This is a genomic window from Prescottella sp. R16 (assembly GCF_030656875.1).
GTDB lineage: Bacteria > Actinomycetota > Actinomycetes > Mycobacteriales > Mycobacteriaceae > Prescottella.
Genome location: NZ_CP130943.1, coordinates 1,597,503 through 1,615,697 on the forward strand (window position 1 = coordinate 1,597,503; position 18,195 = coordinate 1,615,697).

Genomic DNA, 18,195 nt, shown 5'->3' on the forward strand with positions numbered 1-18,195 from the left:
GCCACGAGGCTAACAGACGATTCCGGCTGATCGGGCGAGACCGCTGCCGGTGCCCGTATGCTCGACGAGAATGACTGCACGCCAATCTGATCGAGCCGAAGAGGTGGGTCATGTGTACTCGAGTCGTCTGGCAGGACGCTACCGGTGCGGTGTACGTCGGCCGCAACATGGACTATCACCGCGACACCGGGACCAACCTGTGGTCGCTGCCGCGGGGGATCTCGCGCACCGACGGTGTCGGTGGGGGACTGCGGTGGACGGCCCGGTACGGCAGTGTGGTGGCGGCCGCGTTCGATCTGATGACCGTCGACGGGATGAACGAGGCCGGGCTCGCGGGGCACATCCTCTGGCTCACCGAATCGGAGTACGGCACCTACGACCCGTCCCGGCCGGCACTGAGCATGGCGGTGTGGCTGCAGTACTTCCTGGACAACTTCGCGACCGTCGCCGACGCGGCGGCATGGATCCAGGAGACCGACGTCCAGGTGGTGCCGCTCGGTGATCCCGCCACCGGGGAGGTTCCCGCGGTGCACCTCGCCCTCGACGACGCGACCGGGGATTCGGCGATCGTCGAGTATCTCGACGGCAAGGTCACGGTGTGGCACGACCGCCGCTATCGGGTGATGACGAACTCCCCGACCTACGACAAGCAGCTCGAATTGCTGTCCCGGATCGACGGTTTCGGCGGGAGCGAGCCGCTGCCCGGGACGACACTGGCGTCGGACCGGTTCGCGCGGGCCGCCTACTACGCCGACCGGCTCCCCGAACCGGGGAGTGCTGTCGAGGCGATCGCGGGCATGTTCAGCGTCGTCCGCAACGCCGCCCAGCCGTTCCGCGTCCCCGACCCGGGCAAGCCGTATGCGTCACAGACCCTGTGGCAGACCGTCGCGGACCTGACCGGCAGGCGGTACGTGTTCGCGTCGACCACCCGGCCCAACGTGCTGTGGGTCGAGCTCACCGGCCTGGACTTCCGGGAGGGTGCACCGGCACGCACCCTCGACCTGCTCGGCGACACCGGACTCGAGGGCGGGCTCGGCGGCAACGTCACGAGCCGGTTCGTGGAGACCGAACCGCTGCGGTTCCTCGAACTCGGTAGCTGACGGGGACCCTCACGCACTGCCCGGCGGCACCGGATCGAGGCCGTGCGTGGGGGTCGTTCCGCACCGCTCCATGACGTCGAACAGTGTCGCGTGCATGCGCCCCGCCTGGACCGGATCGAACCACGTCAGGTTCAGCGGATTCGCGCGATTGTGCAGTTCGAGAGGATCGCTGTGCAGGTCGTACATCTCGAACTGCGGCGGCGTCACCCCGGACGGGTCGAAGTAGACCGAGTACTTCCAGCGGTCGTCACGGATCGTGCGCATGTGGTTCGGCTGGGTGACGATGTCCTGCCCGTCCGGGGTGGCGCAGTTCTGATCGTCGTACGTGAAGTGCACGACGTCCTGCACCGTCGCGGTCGGGGCCGTCGGGTGCGCAGCGGCATCGGCGACGACCGGCATCAGGTCGACGCCGCGGAAGTCCCACGCCCCCGGATCCGGGACGTGCGCGAGGGACGCGAGGGTCGGCACGACGTCGATCAGGGTGGCGAGCGCACCGGTGTGCACCGGCTGCGGAAACAGCACCGGGTTGCTGATCACGAGCGGCACCCGCAGGGTTTCCTCGTAGGCGTTGAACACCTTCTGCCGCAGCCCGCCGTGCGACATCCCCATCTCCCCGTGGTCGGACATCCGGATCACGACCGTGGATTCCCTTCGGCCGGGACGTGATTCGAGAGCATCGAGCACCGCACCGAGATGCTCGTCGACCACCTTGTACATGTAGGCGTAGAAGTTGACGTAGTTGCGGGCGGCGTCCGGTCCGGGCAGGGGACCCAGTCCGCCGGCGAGCAGGGCCTGCGACTGCACCTGCGCGGAGGGTTTGAACCCGAGCAGCAGGGACTCGTCGTACGTCGGAGGCAGTTCGATGCCCTGCCCGAACATGTCGGGGGCGTCGGAGCCGTAGTTGTCGCACGTGCCGTTGATCGCGTCCCACGTCTGCGGATAGGCGAGCACGTCGTGCGGGTTGACGAACGACACGATCAGCGCGAACGGCCGGTCGTCGGCCGGGTCGAGCCCGTCGAGGAAGTCGACGGCCTCCGCGGCGTAGCGGGCGTCGTGGTTGGCGCAGCCGCCCCCGAAGTTGTCGGGATCGGTGTCCTGACCCGCCTCGGGCGGCACCCAGCCGTGGAAGCCGTACGCGGCGAGGTCGTCGCTCGACGGGTCACCGCCGCCCGCACCCTTGCTCATGTGCCACTTTCCGCGGTACTGCACGTCGTACCCGGCCGAGTCGAGCAGCTTCGCCATGTTCTGAATACCCAGCGGCAGAGTCGGTTCCGTGGGCGAGAGCGTGCCACCTTCGGTGAGCGTCGCGGTCACCCCGTGCTGTGCGGGATACAGGCCGGTGAAGAACGTGCTGCGACTCGGCGAGCACATCGCGGCATTGCAGAACGCGTTGTCGAACGACAGTCCGGTGTCGGCCAGGCGCGTGCGATTGGGCAGATTCTGCTCGGCCCACCCCTGCGGCCAGAACATCGGCAGTCGTTCCTGATCGGTGATCAGCACGACGATGTTCGGCCGCTGCGGCAGGGTGGGGGCGTCGGCCCGGGCGGGACGCGGGGCGACGAAGGCGGTCCCGGTGGCCGAGGCGGCGATTCCGGCCGCGAGGAGGGCGCCGGCACCGCCGAGGAAGCTGCGACGGTCGAGGTGGGGGCCGGCTGATGCGGGGATCGCCCGGGGAGAGTCCATGCGCCATTGTGGCCGACGAACCGGCCCGCTACCTGCGGTTCACCTGTATGTCGGGTTCCCGGCCCTAGACTTGCATGGACTTCCGACTATAGGATGGGCGACAAGTTGGCGACCAGTGAAGGACGGATCCGACCATGAGTGTTCGAGAGCTCTCCCATTTCGTCGGCGGCAAGCATGTTCCCGGTACGTCCGGGCGTTTCGCCGACGTCTTCGACCCCAATACCGGGCGTGTGCAGTCGCGGGTGCCGCTCGCCGACAAGGCCGAGACCGAGGCGGTCATCGCGAACGCGGCCGAGGCGCAGCGCGTGTGGGCGGCGTTCAATCCGCAGAAGCGGGCGCGGGTACTGATGAAGTTCCTGCAGCTCGTGCAGGACGAGATGGATCCGCTGGCCCGGATGCTGTCCGCCGAGCACGGCAAGACGATCCCGGACGCGAAGGGTGACATCCAGCGCGGCCTCGAGGTGATCGAGTTCGCGGTCGGTGTCCCGCACCTGATCAAGGGCGAGTACACCGAGTCCGCCGGCACCGGTATCGATGTCTACTCGATGCGTCAGCCCCTCGGCGTCGTCGTCGGCATCACCCCGTTCAACTTCCCGGCGATGATCCCGCTGTGGAAGGCCGGTCCGGCGCTGGCCTGCGGTAACGCGTTCGTCCTCAAGCCGTCCGAGCGGGACCCGTCGGTGCCGCTGCGCCTGGCCGAACTGTTCCTCGAGGCCGGTCTGCCCGCAGGCGTGTTCAACGTCGTCAACGGCGACAAGGAGACCGTCGACGTGCTGCTCACCGACGAGCGGGTCAAGGCCGTCGGCTTCGTCGGTTCCACCCCGATCGCGCAGTACATCTACGAGACCGCGGCCGCGCACGGCAAGCGGGCCCAGTGCTTCGGCGGCGCGAAGAACCACGCGATCGTCATGCCCGACGCCGATCTCGACCAGGTGGCCGACGCCCTCATCGGCGCCGGCTACGGCTCCGCCGGTGAGCGCTGCATGGCGATCTCGGTGGCGGTCCCGGTGGGGGAGGAGACCGCGGACGCGCTCGTCGCGAAGCTCACCGAACGGGTCGGCACGCTGAAGATCGGCCGCTCCGACGACGAGAACGCCGACTTCGGCCCGCTCGTCTCCGCGGACGCCCTCGCCCGGGTGAACGACTACGTCGGTATCGGGGTCGAGGAGGGCGCCGAACTGGTCGTCGACGGCCGCGGCTTCGTCCTCGATGGCCACGAGGACGGATTCTTCGCCGGCGCAACCCTGTTCGACCGTGTCACCCCGGACATGCGGATCTACCGGGAGGAGATCTTCGGTCCGGTCCTGCAGGTGGTGCGGGCCGCCGACTACGAGGAGGCGCTGCGGCTGCCGTCCGAACACGAATACGGCAACGGGGTGGCGATCTTCACCCGCGACGGCGACACCGCCCGCGACTTCTGCGCCCGCGTCGAGGTCGGCATGGTCGGCGTCAACGTGCCCATCCCGGTCCCGATCGCCTACCACACGTTCGGCGGCTGGAAGCGGTCCGGTTTCGGGGACCTCAACCAGCACGGCCCGGACTCGATCCGCTTCTACACCAAGACCAAGACCGTCACCCAGCGGTGGCCGTCCGGGGTGAAAGAGCATGCGGACCATTTCGTCATCCCGACGATGGACTAGGGGAGCACCGGTGTTCACTCTCTCCGACGACGAACGCGCGATCGCCCTGACGGCACGCGATTTCGCTGCCGAATACCTGGCGCCCGACGCGGTCGAATGGGACCAGGCCAAGCACTTCCCGGTGGATGTGCTGCGTAAAGCGGGCGCACTCGGCATGGGCGGCATCTACATCCGTGAGGACGTGGGTGGTTCCGGGCTGAGCCGTCTCGACGGCGTCCGCATCTTCGAGCAGCTCGCCACCGGCTGCCCGTCGATCGCCGCGTACATCTCGATCCACAACATGGTCACGTGGATGATCGACGAGTTCGGCACCGACGAGCAGCGCCGCCGCTGGGTGCCCGCACTGGCATCGATGGAGCAGCTCGGCAGCTACTGCCTCACCGAGCCGGGTGCCGGCTCCGATGCGGCAGCCCTGTCCACCAAGGCGGTTCGCGACGGCGACGACTACGTGCTCACCGGCGTCAAGCAGTTCATCTCCGGTGCGGGCACCTCCGACGTGTACGTCGTGATGGCCCGCACCGGCGGCCCCGGCGCGCGCGGCATCTCCGCGTTCGTCGTGCCGAAGGACACGCCGGGACTGTCGTTCGGTGCGAACGAGAAGAAGATGGGCTGGAACGCCCAGCCCACCCGGCAGGTGATCCTCGACCAGGTGCGGGTGCCCGCCGGAAACCTCCTCGGCAGTGAGGGCGACGGCTTCCGGTTCGCGATGAAGGGACTCAACGGCGGACGCATCAACATCGCCGCCTGCTCGGTCGGCGGGGCTCAGGCCGCGCTCGACAAGACGCTCACCTACCTGGGGGAACGCAAGGCGTTCGGGGCGGCACTGACCGAGCAGCAGGCGCTGCAGTTCCGGCTCGCGGACATGCGGATCGAGCTCGAGGCGGCCCGCAGCCTGCTGTGGCGGGCAGCCGGGGCACTGGACGGTGCAGACCCGGCCGCCGCCGAACTGTGCGCGATGGCGAAGCGGTTCGCCACCGACACCGGATTCACCGTCGCCAACGAGGCACTGCAGTTGCACGGCGGCTACGGCTACCTCGCCGAATACGGAGTGGAGAAGATCGTGCGCGACCTGCGCGTCCATCAGATCCTCGAAGGAACCAACGAGATCATGCGGGTCGTCGTGGCCCGCGCCATGATCGGAGCAGCATGAGTGACGTCCTGATCGAGCGGATCGGCCGGATCGGCCGGATCACGCTCAACCGGCCCAAGGCCATCAACGCCCTGAATCATGCGATGGTGCAGGCGATCGCCCCGGCCCTGCTGGAATGGGCCGACGACGACACCGTCCACGCGGTCCTGCTCGTCGGCGCCGGTGAACGCGGGCTGTGCGCGGGCGGCGACATCGTCTCGATCTACCACGACGCCCGCGAGGGCGGCGACGGGTCGAAGGACTTCTGGCGCGACGAGTACGTCCTCAACGCCGCGATCTCCCGGTATCCCAAGCCGTACGTTGCGATCATGGACGGCATCGTCATGGGCGGCGGCGTCGGTGTCTCCGCACACGGCAACGTCCGGGTCGTCACCGAACGCTCCACCATCGGCATGCCCGAGGTCGGTATCGGATTCGTGCCCGACGTGGGCGGCACCTGGCTGCTGTCGCGGGCGCCGGGGGAGATCGGCACCCACATCGCGTTGACGACGGCCCGGCTGACGGCCGGTGACGCCATCGCCTGCGGGTTCGCCGACCACTTCGTTCCGTCCGAGCGGCTCGCCGACTTCGAGCAGGCGCTGGCCGCCGGCACCGTCGACGACGCGCTCGCACGGTTCTCCGAGCCCGCACCCGCGTCGGACCTGCTGGCGCAGCGGGACTGGATCGACGCCGCCTACAGCGCCGACACCGTCGAGGAGATCGTCGCCCGGCTGCAGGGCAGCGGTGTCCCCGACGAGGAGAAGGCGGCGGAGCAGATCCTCGCGAAGTCACCGACCGCGGCGAAGGTGACGCTGCGGGCGCTGCGGCAGGTCCGCGACCTCGACTCGCTCGAAAAGGCCCTCGATCAGGAGTATCGAGTGTCGTTGGCATGCCTCGGATCTCACGATCTGGTGGAAGGCATCCGGGCGCAGGTGGTAGAGAAGGACCGTAACCCCGCATGGTCGCCGTCGACCCTCGACGCGGTCACCGACGAACACGTGGACCGATTCTTCGAGCCACTCGGCGACGCCGAACTCGGACTGGCTCGGACGATCGCGGGCGCCCCGCCCGCGAGTGGGGAGGAACAGCGATGAGCATCAGCGACATCACCGTCGGCTTCGTCGGTCTCGGCCACATGGGCGGCCCGATGGCCGCGAACCTCGCGAAAGCCGGATACGCCGTCCAGGGCTTCGACCTGGCGCCGGCCGCACTCGAACAGGCCACGAAGGACGGCGTCACCGTCGTCGCCTCCGCACCGGCTGCCGCCGTCGACGCCGACGTCGTGATCACGATGCTGCCCAGCGGCAAGCACGTTCTCGACCTGTACGACGGCGGTCTGCTGGCCGCGGCCCGGCCGGGCACCCTGTTCGTCGACTGCTCCACCATCGACGTCGCCGACGCCCGCGCCGCCCACGAGAAACTCGAACAGGCCGGGCATCGCGGTATCGACGCCCCTGTCTCCGGCGGGGTCATGGGTGCATCGGCGGGCACGCTCGCATTCATGGTCGGCGGCGCCGACGAGGACTTCCAGGCCGCCCACCCGCTGCTCGAGGTGATGGGCCGCAAGGTCGTGCACTGCGGTGGTCCGGGAGTGGGGCAGGCCGCGAAGATCTGTAACAACATGATCCTCGGTGTCTCGATGATCGCGATCAGTGAGGCGTTCGTGCTCGGCGAGAAACTCGGCCTGAGCAACCAGGCACTGTTCGACGTCGCCTCCAACGCGTCGGGCCAGTGCTGGGCGCTCACCACCAACTGCCCGGTGCCGGGACCGGTCCCGGGCAGCCCCGCGAACAACGACTACCAGCCGGGATTCGCGGCCGCCCTCATGGACAAGGACCTGGGGCTCGCAGCGAATGCGCTGCGCGACAACGGCGTCGATGCCGACCTCGGGCTGCGTGCCGCCGAACTGTACCGCCGGTTCCACGAGACCGGGCACGGCGGCGAGGACTTCTCGGCAATCATCAACGACATCAGAAACCGGTCGAACGGAGAAAATCAGTGACGGATTTCGAGACCATCAAGGTCGAGCGCAACGGCCGCGTGGGCGTCATCACGCTCAATCGGCCGAAGGCGCTCAACGCGCTCAACGCGCAGCTGATGTCGGAGGTCGTCGCCGCCGTCGAGGAGTTCGACCGGGACCGCGGCATCGGCGCGATGCTGATCACCGGCAGCGGCCGCGCGTTCGCGGCCGGCGCCGACATCAAGGAAATGCAGCCGAAGTCGTTCATGGACATGTACATCGACGACTACTTCTCGGCCTGGGATCGGCTGGCCGCGGCCCGTAAGCCGATCGTCGCGGCCGTCGCCGGCTACGCACTCGGTGGTGGCTGCGAGCTCGCCATGATGTGCGACGTCCTCATCGCCGCCGACACCGCCAAGTTCGGGCAGCCCGAGATCAAACTCGGCGTGCTGCCCGGCATCGGCGGCTCGCAGCGCCTCACCCGCGCCGTCGGCAAGGCGAAGGCCATGGACCTGTGCCTGACCGGGCGCACCATGGGTGTGGAGGAAGCCGAACGCGCCGGACTCGTCTCCCGCATCGTGCCGGCCGCGGACCTCCTCGACGAGGCGCTCGCCACCGCCACCACCATCGCCGAGATGTCCCTGCCCATCACCCTGATGGTCAAGGAATCGGTCAACCGCTCGTTCGAAACCACCCTGTCGGAAGGAGTGCGCTTCGAACGTCGAATCTTCCACTCCGCCTTCGCCACCGACGACCAGAAGGAAGGCATGGCCGCCTTCGCCGAAAAGCGGGACCCCAACTTCGGGCATCGCTGAGTCACAGCGACGGTTCGGCCCCTGCCACGCACACCGGCAGGGGCCGAACCGTCGGCTTTCCTTCCGAGCGCGTCAGCGGAGCAGGAACTCGAGAGCGACGCGTTCGAACGCCTCCTTGGCCTCCACCATCACCCAGTGGCCACAGTTCGGGAAGACGTGAAGCTCGGCGTTCGGCGCCAACCTGAGCGGGACGAGTGGCATATCGGGTGGACACTGCCGATCGTCGAGTCCCCAGGTGAACAAGGTCGGGCACTGGACCTTGCGCATCATCGACCAGTACGGCGGGGCGTCGGAGGTCTCGAGTGCCCGCTGTTGCGCAGCGGCGGCCTCGGAGCCGTACATCGCGACGAGCGTCTGGTGGGACGCAGGATCCTTCGCTGTCTCCCAACGCTCTTCGATGCGTTCCTCGGTGACCACCGCCGGGTCGTACACCATGCATTCGAGCCATCGCACCAGCTTCTCGCGGCTGGGGTCGTCGGCGAAGTCCCGGAGCAGACGTGTGCCCTCGCTCGGGGACTGGCTGAAGATGTTCGGCCCGACACCACCGATCGTGATCAGCTTCTCGACACGCTCTGGATGCTGCATCGCCACGTGTGCCCCGACCACCCCGCCCATCGAATTGCCGATGATCGCAGCGGAGGCGATGCCGAGAGCGTCCAGGAACCGCGTCACCGCCGCGGTCGCGGTGAGGACCGGATGCCCGATCGCCGGGTCGCTGACCCCGAACCCGGGAAACTCGAGCACATAGCAGTGGAAGTGCCGGGCGAACACGTCCAGGTTTTCCCGGTAGTTGCGCCAGCCGCTCACACCGATCCCCGACCCGTGCAGAAGCAGTAGGGGCGGGCCGTCCCCGGCCTCGTGATACCGCAGAACCCCCTGGTCGGTGGCGATCTCCCGCTTGCTTCCCTCGTAGGTGATCTCCGCTGCCGTGATCGTCGTGGACATGTGTCCTTCTCCCTCCGTGGCCGTTGCAGCCGCCCTCGGGCTGCGGGGGCGGCATACCGCCACGAACAGTATGACAACATGTTGTCATGAATCAATGTTTTTATTCGTGAAGGAGTGTGAAGGTCACGGGGTCGGCGATGGCAGAATGACGACAGAAGGCAGCATGTTGTGATGCCCGGGTCGGGCGGACAGGGAGAAGGTTCCGGTGGCAGAGGACGTCGAGAACAGCTCGCTGGCCGAGGTGCTCGACGATCGCCTCGGTACCCATGTTCGACGGATCGCGCGACTCATCATCGACGCCAAAGCCGCTGCTCTGAGGCCACTCGAACTCACGGTGCCGCAGTACACCGCGCTGCTGTCGATTCGACATCTCGAGCCGACCTCCGCGGCTCAGCTCGCCCGCAACGGGATGGGAACCCCTCAGGCGGCCGCGACGATGCTCTCGACCCTCGAAAACAAGGGCCTCGTCAGCCGTCGGCCCTCGCCGATGCACCAGAAACTCGTCGAGGTCCGCCTGACCGCCCTCGGGACGAAGACGATCGAGGAAGCCGACCGCCTCGCCGCCGGTATCGAATCCACACTGCGTGCGGCGATCGGAGAGGACCTGTTCGACAGCGTCCTCAGAATCGAGCAGATCGCCCGAGAACTCCTGCAGTAACTACCGGCAACCATCCGTGAATCCGTGCATCCGGATGCGACGATCACTCACATGATCCTCGAACATGCGCTGTTGACTGTCCGTGCCGGCCTCGAAGCCGACTTCGAGACGGCGTTCGCGGAGGCGAAGTCGATCATCTCGGCGATGCCGGGGTTCGAGCGACTGACGTTGTCGCGGTGCATCGAACGGCCGGGAACGTATCTGTTGCTCGTCGAGTGGGAGACGCTGGACGATCACGTCGAGGGCTTTCGCGGCTCCCCGGAGTACGCGCGGTGGCGTCGACTGCTGCACCACTTCTACGACCCGTTCCCGCTCGTCGAACACTACGAACAGGTGCTCGCCACGCCCGCGTAGGGTGCTCGACGCTCCATACGGTGGCCTGCGGATCAACTCCTTCCGGCGTGCGCCCTTGCGGCCGACGGCGACCTCGAGACGCATCACGTTCCGTGGTGACCTGGTTGAGTCAGAGACTGGTGAGCGCCTCGGGTGTCTCCACATACTTGCGGACGGCCTGAGCGGTTCAGCGAACGATACGTATCTCGGCTTCGTGAGCGGGATAGGCATGCACCAGTGCTGTCGTGAGACGTGGAACCGTCGAGGTCAGGGCATCCTCGGCGCCGTGTGCGACGAGGTGCGCCTCGGCGAGCCCGAGCCCGGGGTCGACGTCGAGTTCGACGTCGGCGTGCAGCCGGTGACCTGTCCAGCGCATTTTCAGGCTGCGGACGTTCTCCACTCCGGGCTGACCGGACAGCACCTTTTCGGCCGCCGAGACGAGCTCGGGGTCGACGCCGTCCATCAGACGCCGGAAGACGTCGCGGGTGGCGGTACGCAGGACCACGAGGATTGCGATGGTGATGAGGATGCCGATGACCGGGTCGGCGATCGGGTATCCGAGGGCGACACCACCTGCGCCGAACAACACTGCGAGCGAAGTGAATCCGTCCGTACGAGCGTGCAGTCCGTCGGCGACCAGCGCGACCGATCCGATGCGGCGTCCGATGCGGATGCGATAGACGGCGACGAGTTCGTTGCCGACGAACCCGACGAGACCCGCGAGTGCGACCCAGCCGAGATGTCCGATCGGGACCGGGTCGATCAGGCGCCGGACCGATTCGATGCCGGCGATCACGGCAGACAGGGCGATCATCGCCAGGACGAACAGTCCGGCGAGGTCTTCGGCGCGGCCGTAACCGTACGTGAATCTCCTGGTCGCGGCACGGCGTCCGAGCGCGAACGCGATCCATAACGGCACAGCGGTCAGGGCGTCGGAGAAATTGTGAACGGTGTCCGCGGCGAGCGCGACGGACCCGGAAGCCGCGACGATGACGAGCTGGATCGCCGCGGTGATCGCCAGGGCCACCAGACTGATCTTCACGGCCCGGATGCCGATATCGCTCGTCTCCAGCGCCGAGTCGACACTGTCGGCCGCGTCGTGACTGTGCGGAGCGAACACCTCCCGCAATGTTCCGCGGAAACCGGCTCGGGTGTGCCCGTGCCCGTGCCCGTGCCCGTGCTGACTGTGCGGGGTTGTCACAGTGCCTCCGTCTGCTGTGTGGACTCGCCGGCCGAGCCCTCGTGCAGGGCGTGCAGACCTGCGTCGGCCCGGTGGTGTCCCGGTACACCCGGGCCGGCGTGCTCGGCGTTGAACACCGCGTCCGTCACCAGTTGTCTGATGTGTTCGTTCTCGAGGCTGTAGAAGATCGTCGTTCCCTCGCGTCGGGTCCGCACCAGCCGTGCCATCCGCAGTTTTGCCAGATGCTGCGACACCGAGGGGGCGGCCTTGCCCACGTGCTCGGCCAGCTCGGTCACCGACAACTCCCGATCGATCAACGCCCACAACAATCGGACGCGGGTGCCGTCGGCGAGCATGCGGAACACCTCGACCACCAGGCCGACCTGGTCGTCGTCGAGCCGCCGCCGACAAGGTCCATTATTTGCGTACATATGCAGATAGTAGAGCTTCGCGCCTCGCGTGACATCTTTCCTTCCGCTGTGGGCGCCGCCCATCACCTTCCGGACGGCCTCGACACCGCATCCGTCACGCTGCTTGCCCGTGTGGCAGCCCCGGACGAGCCGGGAGTCACGTGAATGCTCCCCTCGGAGTGCTGTTCCTCGTCGTCGGTGCGGTCGGAGGGGCGTATCAGTCGTGTTTCGCCGCGTAGCGCAGGAGGACCGTGCCGCCCGGGAAGGTACGGTTCTCCAACAATTGCAACGAGATCCACGACGGGAGCGTCGGGAGGAACCGGGTGCCGCCGCCCACGATGGTGGGCGCGACCACGATCCGGTACTCGTCCACCAGTCCGGCCCGCACGATCGGCGCGGCCAGTGTGGCACCGGCCACCTCCAGTGTGCCGTCGGTTTCGGCTTTCAGTTTCGTCACCACCTCGACCGGGTCGCCACGTTCCAGGCGGGAGTTCCAGCCGACGGACTCCAGGGTGTGCGAGAACACGACCTTGGGCATGCTGCGCCAGATGCGGGCGAAGTCGACGATCAGCGGGGTGGCGTCCGGGGCTTCGTCGGCAGTCGGCCAGTACGCGGACATCAGTTCGTAGAGTCGCCGCCCGTAGAACGACAGGGCGGTCTCCCGCTCGAAGTCGTTCCAATACCGGTGCAGTTCTTCGCTCGGAGCGCTCCAGTCGATACTGCCCTGTGCATCGGCGATGTACCCGTCCACCGACACGGTGAAGCTGTAGATGAGTGTGCCCATGCAGATCAGGCTGCACGAATCGGCGCACTCCGTCGGGCCGTCCCGCGAATCATTGCCACATCGTTGTCGGCAGATTCTTCACCGGACGGCAGGGCCGCGGTCCTGCCTCCGGGTCACCTCAGTGCCACTTGCCCGGCTGCTCACCGGTGTCGAAATCGCCTGCGCGCACGCGTAGTTCGGTGAGGATGCGGATGAGGGTATCGATTTTGTCGGGGGCGAGACCGGGGTCGGCGAAGACGGCGGCGTTGAGTGCTTCGGTGGCGCGGCGGGACAGATCACGTCCGGCATCGGTGATTTCGACGAGGGTGGCGCGCCGGTCGGTGGGGTGGGGGACACGGCGGACGAGGCCGGCTTTTTCGAGGCGGTCGACGGCGTTGGTGACGCTGGTGGGGTGGACTTGCAGGCGAGCACTGGCCTTCGCCATGGGGAGGGCGCCGCTGCGGGTGAACGTCAGCAGAGTGAGCAGTTCGTAGCGGGAGAAGGTGAGCCCGAACGGTTTGAGGGTTTCCTCGACCCGGGCCATCATGATCTGCTGTGCCCGCACCACCGACGTGACCGCGGCCATGCCGTCGGCGACTGCACCCCAGCCGTGGTCGGTCCACTGGCGGTGCGCTTCCTCGATCGGATCCAGAGGCAACGGTGACGGCATGCCTCGATCATCCCATGCGCACGCGCGCAGACGTATTCACGCGTCCGGGCCGGGTCCCCGAAGGAGACCCGGCCCGGACGAAGCGTTGTCGGCTCAGCTGAAGGTGCTGATCTGCTCGAAGAGCTTGTAGGCGATCGACACGATGTTGATGACGGCGCTGAGCATTTCCATGTTCAATCCTTCACAGGTGGTGCGATGAAGTGGTGGCGGACAGCCACCGAGAGAAAGTTAGCATTCCGGACAACCTGCCCGATATGCCGACTCGCACGAACATCTGCTCACAACTGTGACGTACGTGACTCCGACACGAGGGCCCGCCCGTCCTCGAAGCGCAGGAAGCCCGCGGTGACAGCCCGATCGACGGCGGCCGTCACCGCCGCGACACGACCGTCCGGAGCCGGATACAGCTCCGCGAGTGTCTCCGCGTCCAGTCGCACGGTGGCCCCGTTGTTCGGCACGTGCACGCTCTCCCCGGTCAGTGACGCCACCGGAGCCTCGACGGCCGGTGTCCGGACCCCGCCGACCGCGTTGCCGTGCCGGTCCCGCACGATCGCCCCGCTCCTCGTCTCGATCGGCTCCGCCGACGCCGGTGCGACCCCGTCGACCACCCACGCCCGCATCGCCCGCAGCGCCGCCGACACCACCTCGGCCTGCTGACCGTCGTTGACGATCGGAACGACCGCCGCCAGGTCCCGGATCGTGCCGAACTGGGCCGTGTACTGCGGGTACAGGATCCGCAACGAGTGCGCGTCGGAGTGGGCGGCCCCCGCGATCTCCCACGTCCGGATCCGGTCGGTGTCGGGCTGCCGGGCCGCGACGAACGACCGTTCGGGGGTGCCACCGAGCTCGAACAGTTCGGTCTCGGTGACGATCTGGAACACCGGCACGTCGAGGTCGGTACGCACCCGAGCGGGGGAGACGACATCGGGCCCGTCCGGTCCGTCGAGCGCCGGAATCCCGGTACCGGAGCCGAGCGGCGCCCCGAATCCCGCCCGACTGTGGACCACGATGCCGTCGAACACCTCGTCGTGGAGATGGATCGCATTGGCGTAGGTGAGCATGCGCATCGCCGACTGCGACTGCCCGACGGCGATCACGTGCTCGACGTCCAGTCCGGCGAGCGGATCCGCGCCGCGCGGGGCCCTCAGCGAGGTGCCGGCCTGGGAGAAGATGTCGTACGAGTACGCGTCACCGGGATGGTGCAGCGGGCCGTACCGCTGCGGATTCCAGGCCTTGAGTCCGACGGCCGCGGGACCGAGCGGGCTGCCGCCGGTGCTGTTCACCCCGGCGGCCTGCGCCGACACCCCCACCCACGCATAGCCCTGCAGTAGTTCCGCGTGCATGTAACCGAAGTCGACGTCCACGTCGACGCCGCCGCTCACGTTGAGCCACTCCACCACCACGGTGCCGTTGAACCGTGCCGGATCGGCGGGACGCCGCACCAGCAGCCGCGTCCGGTACGGCGCCTGCCCCGATTCGGTGACCGGCCACCGCCCGTCCGGCCCCCAGTCGCCGTCCTCGCGGTACGACGTGGCCGTCCCACTGAGGAAGAACTCCTGCTCGAGATACCCGGCGGCCGTCAGGTCGACGGACGTCGCGGTGGCCGGTGTGCCGTGGACCCCTGCAGTCGAGGGATTGTCGGTATCGAATCGTCGTGCGTGCAGGAACATTCGGATCGAGCCTCTCTACCCGGGGCTGCGCCGCCCGCATCCCCATCCACGAAATCTAACGCTTGATGTGGTGTCGGTCACATCGATTCTCGTTGGCTGGGACATCCGGATCGGTTCAGCGACCGAAGCGCTCGTTCACCTCTTCGGCAGTGAGCCCGTAGTCCTCGAGGGTGTACCGGTGCGCGGGCTTGCGGCCACCGGTCCGGCTCTCGGCATGCATCGCGTCCATCGACGTCCGGGCCTGCTCGGAGAACGGAATCGAGAAGTGCGAGTAGATCTTCTCGACGGTGCCGAGCGGATCACCCACGAAGTCGCCGTACTCGACGTCGACGAACTGCGCCGGATCGTACTTCGCGCGGGCCGCGGTGAAATCGTCGAGACCACGGGCCCACAGGTCCAGCTGGCTGCGGCCGATGACCTCGCCGCGGAAGCGGTTCGACCACCCGTCGGTCGCCTGTTCGGCCAGACTGCACACCGACGGGATGATCGTGGCCGGCGGCCGGTGCGTCTGGACGATCAGTGCATCCGGGTAGACCTCCATCAACTCGTCGAGCGCGAACAGGTGGCTCGGATTCTTGAGCACCCAGCGCCGATCCCGATCGGGCAGGCCGATCAGCTGCAGATTCTTCTTGTGGCGTGCGTACGCGTTGGACCAGTCCTGTCCCTCGAGCCACGACGAGTACGTCGGCAGGTGTGCGAGACATTCGTACGACACCGACTTGAACGTCTGACGCAGCAGCTGCCAGCACTCCTCGACCTCGCCGGCCGACATGTAGTGCACCCCCATGAACTCGGGATGCTCGACGTGGTGCTCACCGAACTGTGCCTCGATCGCGGCGAACACCGGGTTCGACGCCCACGTGTCCCGCGGGGGCCGCGGCTGCGGCATCTCCGTCAGCCACATCTCCAGACCCTGGTGCGCAGGATCGGCGGTGAGCAGTCGGTGCAGCGCGGTGGTGCCGGTGCGGGGCAGACCGGTGACGAAGATCGGCCGGTCGATCGCGACGTCGGCGTGCTCGGGGAACTGCTTCCACGCCGCCTCGCTCAGCAGCCGGGCGACCAGTGCGCCGCGCAGGAACACGCGAGAGATCTTGCTGCCGAACGGCGTCAGATCCTCGTCGCGGGCGTACGAGTCCAGCAGGACCCCGAGTGCCTCGGTGTAGTCGTCGACGCCGAAGTCGTCGAGGCCGGTCATCTTCGTCGCGGACGCGTGCAGGTCCTCGACGGTGCCGACCGTCGTGCGGTCGGCGCTGTTGCGTTCGGTCATCCGTTCGGTCTCCCTAGTGGTGGAATTCGCCGCAGTTGACGTCGAGGCACTGCCCGGTGATCGCGGACGCCATCGGCGACGCCAGGAAGATCACCGCGTCGGCGACCTCCTCGGTGGTCGGCAGCCGCTTCAGATCGCTGGCCGCGGCGGTGTGCTCGTAGATCTGTTCGACCGTGATGCCGAACTTCTGTGCCTGATGCTCGAAGTACTTCTTCAGGGTGTCGCCCCAGATGTATCCGGGGGCAACGGAATTGACCCGGATTCCCTGAGGGCCCAGTTCGGTGGCCAGCGACTGCGACATCGCGAGCAGTGCCGACTTGGCGAGCTTGTAGCTGCCGTACCGTTCCTGTGAGTGCCGCAGCACCATCGAGTTGACGTTCACGACCGCGCCCTTCGACTCCGTCAACGCCGGGGTGAACAGCTGCGTCAGCCGCAGCGCACCCAGCACCGTCAGTTCGACGGCGTCCCGGATGTGTTGGAAATCGGTGCGCGCGAACGGCTTCATCGACGGCACCGTGAACGCGTTGTTGACCAGGACGTCGACGCGGCCGTAGGAATCGACGGCGGTGGCCACCAGATTCTCGGCCGAGGCCTGATCGGTGATGTCCGTGGACACCGTCACCGCCCGGCGTCCGAGGTCGGTGACCTCCTTGGCGACCTCGTCGAGGCGTTCCTGCGTCCGGGCCGCCAGCACCAGGTCGGCGCCGGCCGCGGCGCAGCGCAGCGCGAGCGTGCGGCCCAGCGCGGGGCCCACACCCGAGACGACGACGACCTTGTTCTCCAGCAGATTCATGTGTTACCCCAGCATCCGGTCGGCGACGGCGGCCCGGCGCTCCGCGATGCGGGCGGCGAAGTCCTCCGGCGTGATTGTGTTGTGTTCGTGGAACGGAAGTTTCGCGGCGACATCGTCGAACTTGACGACCTCGACGGACGGCCCGTCGGCGGGCGTGAACTCCCGCGACGTGCGCTGCCACCGGAACTGCAGGTAGCCGCGCGGGTGGCCCAGGGCCTCGAGCCAGTTGGTGACCCCGGGATTGCGTTCGGACAGGACCATCCGGATCATTCCGTCCGGATCGACCTGTGCTTGAGCATTGTTCAGCGACGTCTGGTGGTCGAGGTAGTCGAGGGAGATGTACCACAGGCTGCCCAGCTGGAAACCCTGGTACGGCGCATCGGATTTCGGGACGGTGATGATCATCGCCTCGTCGTCGGCGAGCTCGTAGTGCCCCACCGACGAATACTGGGTGGCCAGTCCGCCCGGTGTCAGCCGTGGCGCGGTCATGGTGTTGACCGGCAGATTGTCGTAGAACCACTGCGGGAACTGCAGCCATGTCTTGACCCGACCGACCAGGGCCTTGCCGGCGCGGGCGAACCGCTTCTCGGTCTCCTCACGGGTGAGTGCCGGTGGGGCGACGCCGATCCGGTCGGCCCGCTCGATGCGGATGGTGCCGCGCTGCTGGCTCCAGTCGCTGTAGACCTCCCGGACCACGAGCTGCGACGAGCCCGGTGCGAGTGTGAAGTGGTTGCGGCGTCCGTCGGCCGGGCCCGGGCCGAACGTGGCCACGAAGCTGCCGTCGTCCTCGATGTGCAGCTCGCGGTCGTCGAACGCTATCTCGCTGCCGGGCACGTTCGCGTTCGTGTAGTTGCCGCTGAGCACCTGGAAGCTGAGGTCCGCGGTGGTGCCGCGGGTTCCGGTGACGATGTATTCGGCGTCGTCGTCGATGCGGGCACCGAAGTAGAGGGTGTCCGGGTTGTCGAGACCCATCTTGGTGAACGGGCCCGTCCCGGAGATGAAGCTCGGATGCGTCTTCTCCGTCGCCCACGCCGCGTGCACGGTCGCGATGATGCCGCCGGCGAGGTACTGCATGCCCTCGAGGAGGTCCTGTTCGGACCGGATGTGGGGGGCGTCTGCCACGAGCTTCTCGGCCTCGGCGATCGCGTCGGCGAGTGGATCCGTCAGCACATCGTGCTC

At 67.5% G+C, this 18,195-nt stretch carries 18 protein-coding genes; 8 read left to right on the forward strand and 10 right to left on the reverse strand.

All coding sequences use genetic code 11. The features are described 5' to 3' along the window. Positions 1-110 precede the first annotated feature (110 nt). A complete protein-coding gene (locus Q5696_RS07530; protein ID WP_305094576.1) occupies positions 111-1,100 on the forward strand; it encodes a linear amide C-N hydrolase in 990 nt (329 codons plus the stop codon). 9 nt (positions 1,101-1,109) lie between these two features. Here the strand turns inward: Q5696_RS07530 and Q5696_RS07535 are convergent, their stop codons facing one another. Further along, positions 1,110-2,783 (reverse strand): sulfatase family protein, encoded by a 1,674-nt coding sequence (locus Q5696_RS07535; protein ID WP_305094577.1) that lies wholly within the window; start codon positions 2,781-2,783, stop codon positions 1,110-1,112. Between the two features lie 134 nt (positions 2,784-2,917). Between Q5696_RS07535 and Q5696_RS07540 the strand changes: the two genes are divergently transcribed. From Q5696_RS07540 to Q5696_RS07560, 5 genes are read left to right on the forward strand one after another with little or no spacing between them, the layout of a single operon-like run. Further along, complete coding sequence (locus Q5696_RS07540) at positions 2,918-4,423, forward strand: CoA-acylating methylmalonate-semialdehyde dehydrogenase (protein ID WP_305094578.1); 1,506 nt, start codon at positions 2,918-2,920, stop codon at positions 4,421-4,423. Between the two features lie 10 nt (positions 4,424-4,433). Beyond that, positions 4,434-5,573, forward strand: coding sequence for an isobutyryl-CoA dehydrogenase (locus Q5696_RS07545; RefSeq protein ID WP_305094579.1), 1,140 nt, complete (start codon positions 4,434-4,436; stop codon positions 5,571-5,573). Then, entirely contained in the window at positions 5,570-6,646 is a 1,077-nt protein-coding gene (locus Q5696_RS07550) for an enoyl-CoA hydratase/isomerase family protein (RefSeq protein ID WP_305094580.1), read from the forward strand. The genes Q5696_RS07545 and Q5696_RS07550 overlap by 4 nt, the downstream gene beginning before the upstream one ends. After that, the gene (gene mmsB / locus Q5696_RS07555) at positions 6,643-7,554 is read left to right on the forward strand and encodes a 3-hydroxyisobutyrate dehydrogenase (protein ID WP_305094581.1); all 912 of its coding nucleotides are present in this window, start codon (positions 6,643-6,645) and stop codon (positions 7,552-7,554) included. The genes Q5696_RS07550 and mmsB overlap by 4 nt, the downstream gene beginning before the upstream one ends. Beyond that, complete coding sequence (locus Q5696_RS07560; RefSeq protein WP_305094582.1) at positions 7,551-8,327, forward strand: enoyl-CoA hydratase; 777 nt, start codon at positions 7,551-7,553, stop codon at positions 8,325-8,327. Before mmsB ends, Q5696_RS07560 begins: the two co-directional genes overlap by 4 nt. 72 nt (positions 8,328-8,399) lie before the next feature. Here Q5696_RS07560 and Q5696_RS07565 read toward each other — a convergent pair whose 3' ends face one another. Then, positions 8,400-9,272 (reverse strand): alpha/beta fold hydrolase, encoded by an 873-nt coding sequence (locus Q5696_RS07565; protein WP_305094583.1) that lies wholly within the window; start codon positions 9,270-9,272, stop codon positions 8,400-8,402. 205 nt (positions 9,273-9,477) lie between these two features. Here Q5696_RS07565 and Q5696_RS07570 point away from each other — a divergent pair, with 205 nt between their 5' ends. After that, a complete protein-coding gene (locus Q5696_RS07570; protein ID WP_305094584.1) occupies positions 9,478-9,930 on the forward strand; it encodes a MarR family winged helix-turn-helix transcriptional regulator in 453 nt (150 codons plus the stop codon). Positions 9,931-9,981: 51 nt separating this feature from the next. After that, positions 9,982-10,284, forward strand: a complete 303-nt coding sequence (locus Q5696_RS07575) for an antibiotic biosynthesis monooxygenase family protein (protein ID WP_305094585.1) — start codon at positions 9,982-9,984, stop codon at positions 10,282-10,284. A 166-nt stretch (positions 10,285-10,450) separates the two neighbouring features. Here the strand turns inward: Q5696_RS07575 and Q5696_RS07580 are convergent, their stop codons facing one another. The 8 genes from Q5696_RS07580 to Q5696_RS07615 form a co-directional block, all read right to left on the reverse strand. Then, complete coding sequence (locus Q5696_RS07580; protein WP_305094586.1) at positions 10,451-11,464, reverse strand: cation diffusion facilitator family transporter; 1,014 nt, start codon at positions 11,462-11,464, stop codon at positions 10,451-10,453. Continuing rightward, positions 11,461-11,874, reverse strand: coding sequence for an ArsR/SmtB family transcription factor (locus tag Q5696_RS07585; protein WP_305094587.1), 414 nt, complete (start codon positions 11,872-11,874; stop codon positions 11,461-11,463). The genes Q5696_RS07580 and Q5696_RS07585 overlap by 4 nt, the downstream gene beginning before the upstream one ends. A 196-nt stretch (positions 11,875-12,070) precedes the next feature. After that, entirely contained in the window at positions 12,071-12,637 is a 567-nt protein-coding gene (locus Q5696_RS07590) for a dihydrofolate reductase family protein (RefSeq protein WP_305094588.1), read from the reverse strand. A 118-nt stretch (positions 12,638-12,755) separates the two neighbouring features. Further along, a complete protein-coding gene (locus Q5696_RS07595; protein ID WP_305094589.1) occupies positions 12,756-13,286 on the reverse strand; it encodes a MarR family winged helix-turn-helix transcriptional regulator in 531 nt (176 codons plus the stop codon). Between the two features lie 278 nt (positions 13,287-13,564). Then, the gene (locus Q5696_RS07600) at positions 13,565-14,956 is read right to left on the reverse strand and encodes an alpha/beta hydrolase domain-containing protein (RefSeq protein WP_305094590.1); all 1,392 of its coding nucleotides are present in this window, start codon (positions 14,954-14,956) and stop codon (positions 13,565-13,567) included. 115 nt (positions 14,957-15,071) lie between these two features. Further along, positions 15,072-16,223: a sulfotransferase family protein gene (locus Q5696_RS07605; RefSeq protein WP_305094591.1), complete on the reverse strand. Its 1,152-nt coding sequence runs from the start codon at positions 16,221-16,223 to the stop codon at positions 15,072-15,074. A gap of 13 nt (positions 16,224-16,236) precedes the next feature. Next, positions 16,237-17,016 (reverse strand): SDR family oxidoreductase, encoded by a 780-nt coding sequence (locus tag Q5696_RS07610; protein WP_305094592.1) that lies wholly within the window; start codon positions 17,014-17,016, stop codon positions 16,237-16,239. Positions 17,017-17,019: 3 nt separating this feature from the next. Continuing rightward, the gene (locus Q5696_RS07615; protein WP_305094593.1) at positions 17,020-18,186 is read right to left on the reverse strand and encodes a hypothetical protein; all 1,167 of its coding nucleotides are present in this window, start codon (positions 18,184-18,186) and stop codon (positions 17,020-17,022) included. Positions 18,187-18,195 lie beyond the last annotated feature (9 nt).

Coding starts and splice junctions, on each gene's coding strand:
- mmsB (WP_305094581.1), top strand. CDS start 6,643: ATGAGCATCAGCGACATCACCGTCGGCTTCGTCGGTCTCGGCCACATG.
- Q5696_RS07595 (WP_305094589.1), bottom strand. CDS start 13,286: ATGCCGTCACCGTTGCCTCTGGATCCGATCGAGGAAGCGCACCGCCAG.
- Q5696_RS07575 (WP_305094585.1), top strand. CDS start 9,982: ATGATCCTCGAACATGCGCTGTTGACTGTCCGTGCCGGCCTCGAAGCC.
- Q5696_RS07605 (WP_305094591.1), bottom strand. CDS start 16,223: ATGACCGAACGCAACAGCGCCGACCGCACGACGGTCGGCACCGTCGAG.
- Q5696_RS07535 (WP_305094577.1), bottom strand. CDS start 2,783: ATGGACTCTCCCCGGGCGATCCCCGCATCAGCCGGCCCCCACCTCGAC.
- Q5696_RS07530 (WP_305094576.1), top strand. CDS start 111: ATGTGTACTCGAGTCGTCTGGCAGGACGCTACCGGTGCGGTGTACGTC.
- Q5696_RS07610 (WP_305094592.1), bottom strand. CDS start 17,016: ATGAATCTGCTGGAGAACAAGGTCGTCGTCGTCTCGGGTGTGGGCCCC.
- Q5696_RS07565 (WP_305094583.1), bottom strand. CDS start 9,272: ATGTCCACGACGATCACGGCAGCGGAGATCACCTACGAGGGAAGCAAG.
- Q5696_RS07540 (WP_305094578.1), top strand. CDS start 2,918: ATGAGTGTTCGAGAGCTCTCCCATTTCGTCGGCGGCAAGCATGTTCCC.
- Q5696_RS07600 (WP_305094590.1), bottom strand. CDS start 14,956: ATGTTCCTGCACGCACGACGATTCGATACCGACAATCCCTCGACTGCA.
- Q5696_RS07550 (WP_305094580.1), top strand. CDS start 5,570: ATGAGTGACGTCCTGATCGAGCGGATCGGCCGGATCGGCCGGATCACG.
- Q5696_RS07585 (WP_305094587.1), bottom strand. CDS start 11,874: ATGTACGCAAATAATGGACCTTGTCGGCGGCGGCTCGACGACGACCAG.
- Q5696_RS07590 (WP_305094588.1), bottom strand. CDS start 12,637: ATGGGCACACTCATCTACAGCTTCACCGTGTCGGTGGACGGGTACATC.